We start from the raw sequence: 8,762 nt of genomic DNA on the forward strand, positions 1-8,762 counted from the left end.
GAGCTGCTGCTGCGCCACGGCCACCGCGCCTTCACGGCCTGGACGCTGAACCAGGCCCTGCGCCTGTGGCAGCCTTCCGGGCCCGAAGCGCTCGACCTGCTCCGCCCCTACTGCACCTCCCCTTACCTGCTGTTGCGCGAGAGTGCCGCCGTGGCCGCCCAGGCGCTGGCTGCACAGCGGGGCGTTTCTCTTGCCGACCTTCACCTTCCCCTTGAAATGAGCCACGCTACTTCCGAAACCCGTATTTCAGCCCTGGAGCGGGTGGTGGTGCTGAAAAGCACCGCCCTATTTGCTACCACGCCCGAAAACGTGCTCAGCAGCATCGTGCCCATTATGAAGGAAGTGACTTTCCGGGAGGGCGAGGAGATTTTCGCCAAGGGCGACCTCGGCACCTCGCTGTTCATCGTGCACGATGGGCAGGTGGGCATTTTCAATGGCCCGCAACAGCTCGCCACCTTCGGCCCGGGCGACTTCTTCGGCGAGTTGGCCTTGCTCGATGCGGAGCCCCGCTCGGCCACGGCCGCCACGCTGAGCGAGGTGCTGGCCTTCCGCATCGACCAGGAGGATTTTTATGACGTGATGGAGGAGCGCGGCGAGGTGCTGCGCAACATCCTGCGCATGCTCTGCCAGCGCATCCGCGCCCAGAACGAGAAGATGCGGGCGCTGGCGGGGTAAGTTTTTCGTAGAGCAGCCGTTGGGTATTCAATGGCTGCTTGCCGCCGCCAGTTTTTTCCGCCATTCGCTACGCTGCTTTTTGTGCGTCAAATTTGTTATTTCTGCCTGTGCTGCTTCGGCTGGCTGTTGTCATCCATTGTTCCGGCCGCGGCGCAGGCGGCCGGAGCGCACATTACGGCGGTGGCAACCATCACCCCGGGCGAAATCCCACAGTACGAGAAGTTTGAGCTGGGCCTGAGCTTGGACCGCACTTTCACCGCCGACACCGTTGGCGGCAACCCCTACGAGCCCGAAGATGTGTCGGTGGAGGCCCGTTTCACGGGGCCGGACGGGCGCGAACGGCCCGTGCGCTACGGCTTTTACTACGAAGACTTTGCCATCGATGAGCAGTACCTGCCCGCCAATGATGCCCGCTACTGGCGCGCATTGCCTACGCCCCTGCCCTGGCGCGTGCGCTTCGCGCCCGACGCGCCCGGCCCGTGGCAGTACACGCTGCGCGTAACCTACCGCGACGGCACCACCGAAACCCTGCCGCCGCGCACGTTTACCTGCGTGGCCTCGGCCAGCCGGGGCTTTTTGCGGGTAGCGCCCAACCACCGCAACCTTATTTTCGACACCGGCGCGCCGTTTCTGGCCATCGGGAGCAACGTCGACTACTGGGGCACGACGGCCATTAAGCCCCCACCCGGCCTGGGTGCGCTACCCCGCAACACGCCCAACCTCTCGCGCTGCGACCTCGATACCAGCCAGCGGGTTTTGTCGTTGCCCAGCACGCAGCCGCTGGGGTTTTCGACCTACAGCTACGCGGCATACGCGCAGGTATTTGGCGAGCTGGCCAGTGCCGGCGGCAACTACGCCCGGGTATGGCTGAAAGAGTTGAACTGGGACCCCGAACTCTACGACCCCGCCACCGGCACCAATTCGTTGGGCAACTATGCCCGCTACCAGAACCGCCTGTTCGACTTCGACCGCGTATTGGCTTCGGCCCGGCAGCACGGCATCTACCTGCACTTGAGCCTGCTGGATGGCATTCGACTCTGGAACAGGGGCGAACAGCCCAACTGGCTTGTTTTTCCCTATAAAGTAGGCCTGGACCTGGACCAGCCCGTTGATTTTTTCACCGACCCGCGGGCCCGGCATTTGTTTCAGAACCGCCTGCGCTACGTGGTGGCCCGCTGGGGCTACAGCCCCAACGTTGCCTCCTATGAGCTCGTGAACGAAGGTGACTTTACGGATGCCGGCCAAACGTTTTTGCAGCACTCCGGCCGCTACGGGCCCGATTTTCCGCCTCTGCGCGCCTGGACTATCGAGATGGCCCGTTACCTCAAGGCCCAGGACCCGCGTCATTTGCAGGCCTTGGCGTATGGCCCCGAAAACGCCGAAGAATTTGTGCAGGGCTACCCGCGCCTGTTCGACTTCACGGTGTCGCACGGCTACAGCAGCAGCTTTCATGCGCAGGACCAGTACAGCTTCCGGGCCCTGGCCCTGATTCAGATGCATGACAAGCCGTACCAGCTGCAGGAGTACGATTACTCGCCCTACCTGGCCGCGCCCAACGAAGTCAAGTTTCATGTTACGCCCTGGGCCACGGCCTTCAATGGGTCGTTTGGCATTGCGCTGCATCTGGCGGCCTTTGCCAACCTGCACCACCCCTGCTGGCCCGCCTATCAGCACTACCACCCCCTGGCGCGCTTCCTCGAAGCCGCCCACTTCAGCAGCGCTACCCGCAATGCGCCGGTGGGCAATGCCGCCGGCACCGCCCGGGCCGTTTATGGGCCACACTTGCGCCGGGCCCTGCGCAACAACCCCGACTTGCTCAACCAAATGCCGGCCAGTTCCGACCCGGCTTATTCCGGACCCTGCGACCGTAGCTGCCCGCCCGCGTACTACGGCACCGTGGGCGTGGCCGGCGGGGGCTACCAGGGCAGCAATATCCGCAACCTGGCCGATGGACTGAGCACCACCAACGACGGCCTCATCGAAGCCTTCGCCCTGCAAAACCCGACGGGTCTGGTAGGCTGGGTGCACAATAAAACGCACTACTGGTACAACCTGCCGCACGACCACAATGGCTTCTGCGACAGCTGCTCGTATAACCCGGGCCTGAAAACGGCCCCGCACACCATCACGCCCCTGCGCGGGCAGCAGCTCACCATCCGGCACCTCAAGCGCAGCGGCACGTACGCTGTGCAGTGGTTCTACACCTATCCTGGCCGCGATGTGGACGGCAACGGTCAGCCCGACGACGGCGGTTTTCTGCCGGCGCTGGCCACCACGGCGCAGGCCCGACGCGGGGTGCTCACGGTAGCGCTGCCGCCGCTGGTGCCGCTTGGCTCCGATGGGCCCACTTCGGCGCCCGACTATGGGTTCACCCTCACTCTACTGCCCGAAAAGTAACTGTAACTTAAGCCAGACGGCTACTCCACCACCTCGTAAATCTTCACCGGCTGGGCCTTGTTCTTGAGCACGACCTCATCGACGTACTGGCACTGGAAAGACTCTTTCACCCGCTCGTACACGGCTTCGCTGATGATGACCTGCCCAGCTTTTGCGGCCGACTGCAGACGCTGCGACATGTTCACCACGTCGCCAATCACGGTGTAATCCAGCCGTTTGAGGGAGGCTGAGCCGATGTTGCCGGATACGACTTCGCCGGTGTTCACGCCGATGCTGACCTGGGGGCGGTAGTCGAGGCCGGCGGGCAGCGGGGTGATGCTGCTTTGCAGCGCGGCCCGGGCCGAAAGGGCGGCATCGATGGCGCGGTCGAGGTGGTGCTCGCCCCGGAAAACGGCCATTACGGCGTCGCCCATGAACTTATCGACGTGGCCGCCCTGGGCGATGAACTCCTTCACCACGAGGTCGAAGTAGGTATTGAGCAGGCCCACGACGTCGGTGGGCGGCATTTTTTCGGCCAGGGACGTGAAGCCGCAGATGTCGAGGAAAACGACGGTGGCCTGCACGGTTTCGGAGGCCAGCAGGCGGTTTTCGAAGTCGGGCCGCGTCATAAAATTGAGCACGGTTTCATCCACGTACATCTTCAGGATGTTGTTTTCCTGGATGGCGCGGAGCGTTTCGCGCAGCTGGCGCACCTGCTCAGCAGTTTTTTCGATGGTGAGCTCCAGGTCGGTGAAATCGACGGGCTTCACCACGAAATCGAAGGCGCCGCGGTTCATGGCGGTGCGCAGGTTGCCGAGGTCGCCGTAGGCCGACACGATGACGGTTTTCATGGCCGGGTGCTCGGCGTGGGTGCGCGTGAGCAGCGTGAGGCCGTCCATCACCGGCATGTTGATGTCGCTCAGAATCACGTCGGTATCGGGGTGCTCGTCGATGCGCGTGAGCGCCTCCTGGCCGTTGGTGGCGAACACAAACTCGTACACGCTTTCCCGGATTTTGCGCCGAAATTTCTGCTTGATGAGCAGCTCAAGGTCGGCTTCGTCGTCGACCACCAGGATTTTGGTTTTCATAGAGGATAGCGAGAGGCGAAATAACCCAACGAAAATACGGGCGAAACGGCTGGCACGACGGACAGTGCTAATCGATTAACAAACACGAGAACATCATGCTGAGCTTGCCGAAGCATCTCTACCGCGCAACTAATCCCAATGTTTGGTTTTACTGCCGCGGTAGAGATGCTTCGGCAGGCGCAGCATGACGTACTATTATTTACCCAGCCTACTCAGTTAGCCGTCGGCAGTTCCTGCAGCTTCTGGCGTAGCACGGCGAAATCGAGCGGCTTTGTGAGGAAGTCGGTGGCGCCCAGGCCCAGGGCCTGCTGGCGGCTGTTTTCGTCGCCGTAAGCCGTTATCATCATCATGGTGGTGGGCGGCATGTGGCCTTCGGACTTCACGTGGCCCAGCAGCTCGATGCCGCTCATGCCGGGCATATTGATGTCGGAGAGGATGAGCAGGACTTCGGAGGGCCGGGCGCGCAGGTAGGCCAGGGCTTCCTCGCCCGAAAAGGCGAAGTTGAAGCTCAGCGCACCGCTGCGGATTTCGCGGCGGAAACGCTGCTGAAACAGGTCGCGCACATCGGTTTCGTCGTCAACAACCAGAATTTGCATGGGAAAGGTTTTGCAGAAGTGGGGAAGCCCAAAGGTAGCCCGCGGCCCGGCTTAGGCCGGCAGCGTGATGAGAAATTCGGTACCCTGGCCGGGGTGACTTTGCACGGCGAGGGTGCCGCCGTGGGCTTTGGTGATGATGTCGTAGCTCAACGACAAACCCAGGCCCGTACCCTCGCCCGTGGGCTTGGTGGTGAAGAAGGGTTGGAATATCTTGGCCTGCACCTCGGCCGGCATACCCGTGCCGTTGTCGCTGACGCGGATTTCGACTTGATTTCCCGCTTGCTTCGTACTCACTGCAACGGAGGGCTGGTAGCCGGCTTCGCCTATTTGCTGGCGTTTCTGCACGGCATAGAAGGCGTTGCCGAACAAGTTGAGCAGCACCCGGCCCACGTCGGCCCCAGCCACTTCTACCGGCGGCAGGCCCGGCGCAAAGTCCGTTCCGAGCGTGGCATTAAAGGTTTTATCCTTCGCCCGCAGGCCTTGGTAGGCCAGGCGCAGGTACTCGTCGCAGAGCTGGTTCAGGTCTGTCGGGGCCCGCTCGCCGGTACTTGTGCGGCTATGTTCCAGCATGCCCTTGACGATGGCCGCCGCCCGCCGCCCGTGGTGGCTGATTTTGCCCAGGTTCTGGGCCAGGTCATCAGCCAGAGCGGTGGCTTCCTCAGCATCGCTGGCCGCTTGCGCTTCTTTCAATTCTGCCACCAGCTCGCTGCTCACTTCCGAGAAGTTGTTGACGAAGTTGAGCGGGTTCTGAATTTCGTGGGCGATGCCGGCCGTGAGTTCGCCCAAGCTGGCCATCTTCTCCTTCTGAATCAGCTGCGCCTGCGTGGCCCGCAGCTCGCTTAGAGAGCGCTGCAGCTGGTCGTGCTGGCTTTGCAAGTCCTGCTTCTGGTTGGTCACCAGTCGCTTCAGGCGCTCCGAGCGCCGAAAAGCGACGTACAGCACGCTCGCCAGGCCCACCAGCAACGCCGCGCCGCCCAGCACCACCCACAACACCGTGCGCTGACGCCGGGCACGGGCGGCATCCTGCAACTGGCTTTCGCGCAGCTGGGCAATACGCGCCGCCTGGGCCTGGTCGGCCTGCTCGTATTCAAAATTGGCCACGTGCAGCGCCCCTTGTTCGGTATCCAGGGTATCGGCCAGGGCGGTGGCGGCGCGGTAGTAGCGGGCCGCCATCGCGGGTTGGGCGTGTTGGTCGTACTGGTTGGCCAGCTCGCGCAAGTAGGCGCGCCGCAGCGGCACCACATTGCTCTGCCGGGCTTTGCGGTAAGCCGTCAGCCAGGCGGTTTCGGCCCGAGCCGGTTCGCCTTGGGCGGCGTAGTAGCGCGCCCAGGCCGCGTCCAGCTCCAAATAGCCCTGGGAATTATAAAAAGACAACCGAAGCGAGTCGCTCAACTGTTGCGCGCGCGCCAGCAAGGGCGCTGCTTCGGTGGGGCGGTGCATGTCCAGCAGCACGGCGCTTTTAAGCACCAGCGCGTAGGCTTGGTTGGCCGGCGCATTGTCGGCGTAGCTCTGGGTCGTGTCGGCAGGGTTGCCGGCCAGGGCCAGGTTGGCATATTTCAGGGCAGCGGGGTACTGGTGCAGCTTGCGGTAGGCCTGGGCCACCCCACGGTAGGCGTACGTGGTGGCATCGAAGCCATAGCTTGGAGGAAGCGTTGCGTACACGGCCAGCGACTGGCGCAGGTAGTGCAGCGCCTTGGTTGGGTTGCCCCAGTCAGCGTAGGCACTACCGGCCACCTTTAGCTCATTCACGTAGAAGTAGCGTTGGGTGGCGGCGGCCAGGCTGGCGGCGTGCAGGTAGTAGCTGATGCCTTGGTTATAGTCGCCACGGCCGATGTAGTAGCCGGCCAGGGCATGGTAGCAATACGCCAGATTCTCGTAACTCCCGCGGGCTTGGTACAGCGCCAGCTTGGCCCGGAAATAGGTCATTCCCTGCTCCGGCTGCTTCAATTGCGTGTACATCCAAGACAGCCGGCTCAGCAGGATGGGCACGGGCCGGCCCACCCGGTCGAAGGCATCGATGGCGCCCCGCAGGCTATCGATGGCCAAGGCGGGGTACTGGTTGGCGCCGTAGCGTTGCCACGTGTTGTAGAGCAGGCGGTAGGCCGCTGCCTCGGGGCGGCGCAAACGGCGCGTCAGCGCCACCAGCTCGCGGCCCTTTTGTGCCCTGTCAGCGGCCGAAGTATAGTCGTCGAGGTCGCTCAGGTGCTGAAGGGTGCGCAGGCGAGCCGTATCCTGCCGCTGAGTGGCCAGAACCCGGCGCAGGGAGTCGCCATCGGCCTCCCAATAGCGGTAAGAGGCCGGTTTCTGAGCAGCCAGCGGGCTACTCAGCAACAGTAGCACTAGAGCCAGTAACGGGCCAGGCCATCTCGGCAACTGTAGTTCAGGCTTTGAGGTAGACATTAGGAAGGAATAGGTAGAAAGCTGCCGGGGTTAGCAAACCTGCTTTTGCGCGCCATGCTGAAGCGGTAGAAGCAGCACGCTCTTTTGCACCTCAAATGGCCTCTAAGCTGGCAAGCTAAGGACGAATTCGGTGCCTTCGCCCTCGCGGCTGTGCACAGTGAGGGTACCGCCGTGGCCGGTGGTCACGATGTCGTGGCTCATGCTCAGGCCCAGGCCCGTGCCCTCGCCCACCGGCTTGGTGGTGAAGAAAGGCTGGAAGATTTTGGCCTGCACGTCGGCGCTCATGCCCGTGCCGTTGTCGCGGATGCGCACCTGCACGCTGCCCGGCGCGACGGCCGTCGTCACCGCCACGGTGGGGTGGTAGGCCGCGGCCGGCTGCTGGCGCTGGCGCTGCTGCACCGCATAAAACGCATTGGTGAGCAGGTTGATGAGCACGCGGCCCAGGTCTTGCGGCACCACGGCCACCAGGGGCAGCGCCGGGGCCAGCGAGGTGGGCAGCTCGGCGCTGAATTCCTTGTCTTTGGCGCGCAGGCCCTGGTAGGCCAGGCGCAGGCTTTCCTGCACCAAGGCGTTGAGGTCGGTGGGGACACGCTGGCCGGTGCCGCTGCGCGAGTGCTCAAGCATGCCTTTGATGATGGCCGTGGCCCGCTGCCCGTGCTGGCTGATTTCGCGCAGGTTCTGCTTCAGCCCGGCCAGGATTTCGCCCTCTAAGCCGACGGCGCGCGGGGTGCTGCCGGGGCCGGTGCCGCCGATGTCGTCGACGAGCTCGGTGCTTACCTCGGCGAAGTTTTTCATGAAGTTGAGCGGGTTTTGCAGCTCGTGGGCGATGCCGGCCGTGAGCTCACCCAGAAAGGCCATTTTTTCGCGCTGCACCAGCTGGGCCTGGGCGGCGTGCAGGTCGGCCAGCGACTGTTCGAGCTGGGCGGTGCGCTCCGAGAGCAAGTCGTTTTGGGTGGCCACCAGGCGCAGCGAGTTGGTATTGATGTTATCGAACACCAGCGACACCACCAGCAAAATCAGCATCAGCCCCGACAGAATATCGAAGTGCCAGAACCGGGCCTTGGCCGCCGGCACCAAGTTCGGAAAAGGGTAATGCTGCTGCTCCATAAACCACAGCACCAGCACCGTAATCAGCGACACGCCAAACGACACCAGCCCCGCCCGGCGGCCCAGCAGAAAAAAGCCCTGCACGCTGCACAGCCCCAGCCACCACGTGGTGGGCGCAAAGTAGCCGCCCTGGTAGTAGGAGTTGACGACCACCGTGAGGTAGCCCGCAAACAGAAACCCGTAGCCCACCACCACGTGCGAGTACCAGCCGGCCCGGTAGCCAAACAGCAGCGTCCAGAAGCTAAAGATGCCAAAGAGCAGCACGTAGAAGCCCGGCATGAGCTGCGCCCACCAGCACAGCAGCAGGAAGTTGAACGAGAACAGGCTCGTGAGCAGCACCGTGTTCACGATGATGCGCACCCGCCGCCGCAGGTCGATGCTGCCGGTGAAGCCGGCGGGAATGAAGTAATCGGTGATGTTGGCAAGCATGCAGCTACCCGGCAATGGTGAACGCCACGAGGCAGGCCAGCAGCATGGCCGCCCCCTCGAGCAGCCCGGCCAGCGGCACCCAGCGGCCGCC

At 63.4% G+C, this 8,762-nt stretch carries 6 protein-coding genes; 2 read left to right on the plus strand and 4 right to left on the minus strand.

Annotation, left to right across the window (positions count from 1 at the left end; all coding sequences use genetic code 11):
* Together ACYVDE_RS09060 and ACYVDE_RS09065 are read left to right on the plus strand one after the other, a co-directional pair.
* A partial coding sequence (locus tag ACYVDE_RS09060; protein WP_460501167.1) for a Crp/Fnr family transcriptional regulator occupies positions 1–675 on the plus strand: 675 nt, incomplete at its 5' end.
* A gap of 126 nt (positions 676–801) precedes the next feature.
* Complete coding sequence (locus ACYVDE_RS09065) at positions 802–3,072, plus strand: DUF5060 domain-containing protein (RefSeq protein ID WP_460501168.1); 2,271 nt, start codon at positions 802–804, stop codon at positions 3,070–3,072.
* Positions 3,073–3,092: 20 nt separating this feature from the next.
* Here ACYVDE_RS09065 and ACYVDE_RS09070 read toward each other — a convergent pair whose 3' ends face one another.
* The 4 genes from ACYVDE_RS09070 to ACYVDE_RS09085 form a co-directional block, all read right to left on the minus strand.
* Complete coding sequence (locus tag ACYVDE_RS09070) at positions 3,093–4,139, minus strand: adenylate/guanylate cyclase domain-containing protein (RefSeq protein WP_460501169.1); 1,047 nt, start codon at positions 4,137–4,139, stop codon at positions 3,093–3,095.
* Between the two features lie 212 nt (positions 4,140–4,351).
* Positions 4,352–4,735 (minus strand): response regulator, encoded by a 384-nt coding sequence (locus ACYVDE_RS09075; RefSeq protein ID WP_460501170.1) that lies wholly within the window; start codon positions 4,733–4,735, stop codon positions 4,352–4,354.
* A gap of 51 nt (positions 4,736–4,786) precedes the next feature.
* A complete protein-coding gene (locus ACYVDE_RS09080; RefSeq protein WP_460501171.1) occupies positions 4,787–7,075 on the minus strand; it encodes an ATP-binding protein in 2,289 nt (762 codons plus the stop codon).
* 162 nt (positions 7,076–7,237) lie between these two features.
* A complete protein-coding gene (locus ACYVDE_RS09085) occupies positions 7,238–8,671 on the minus strand; it encodes a sensor histidine kinase (RefSeq protein WP_460501172.1) in 1,434 nt (477 codons plus the stop codon).
* Between the last annotated feature and the right edge of the window lie 91 nt (positions 8,672–8,762).

It is taken from the genome of Hymenobacter agri (assembly GCF_054778495.1).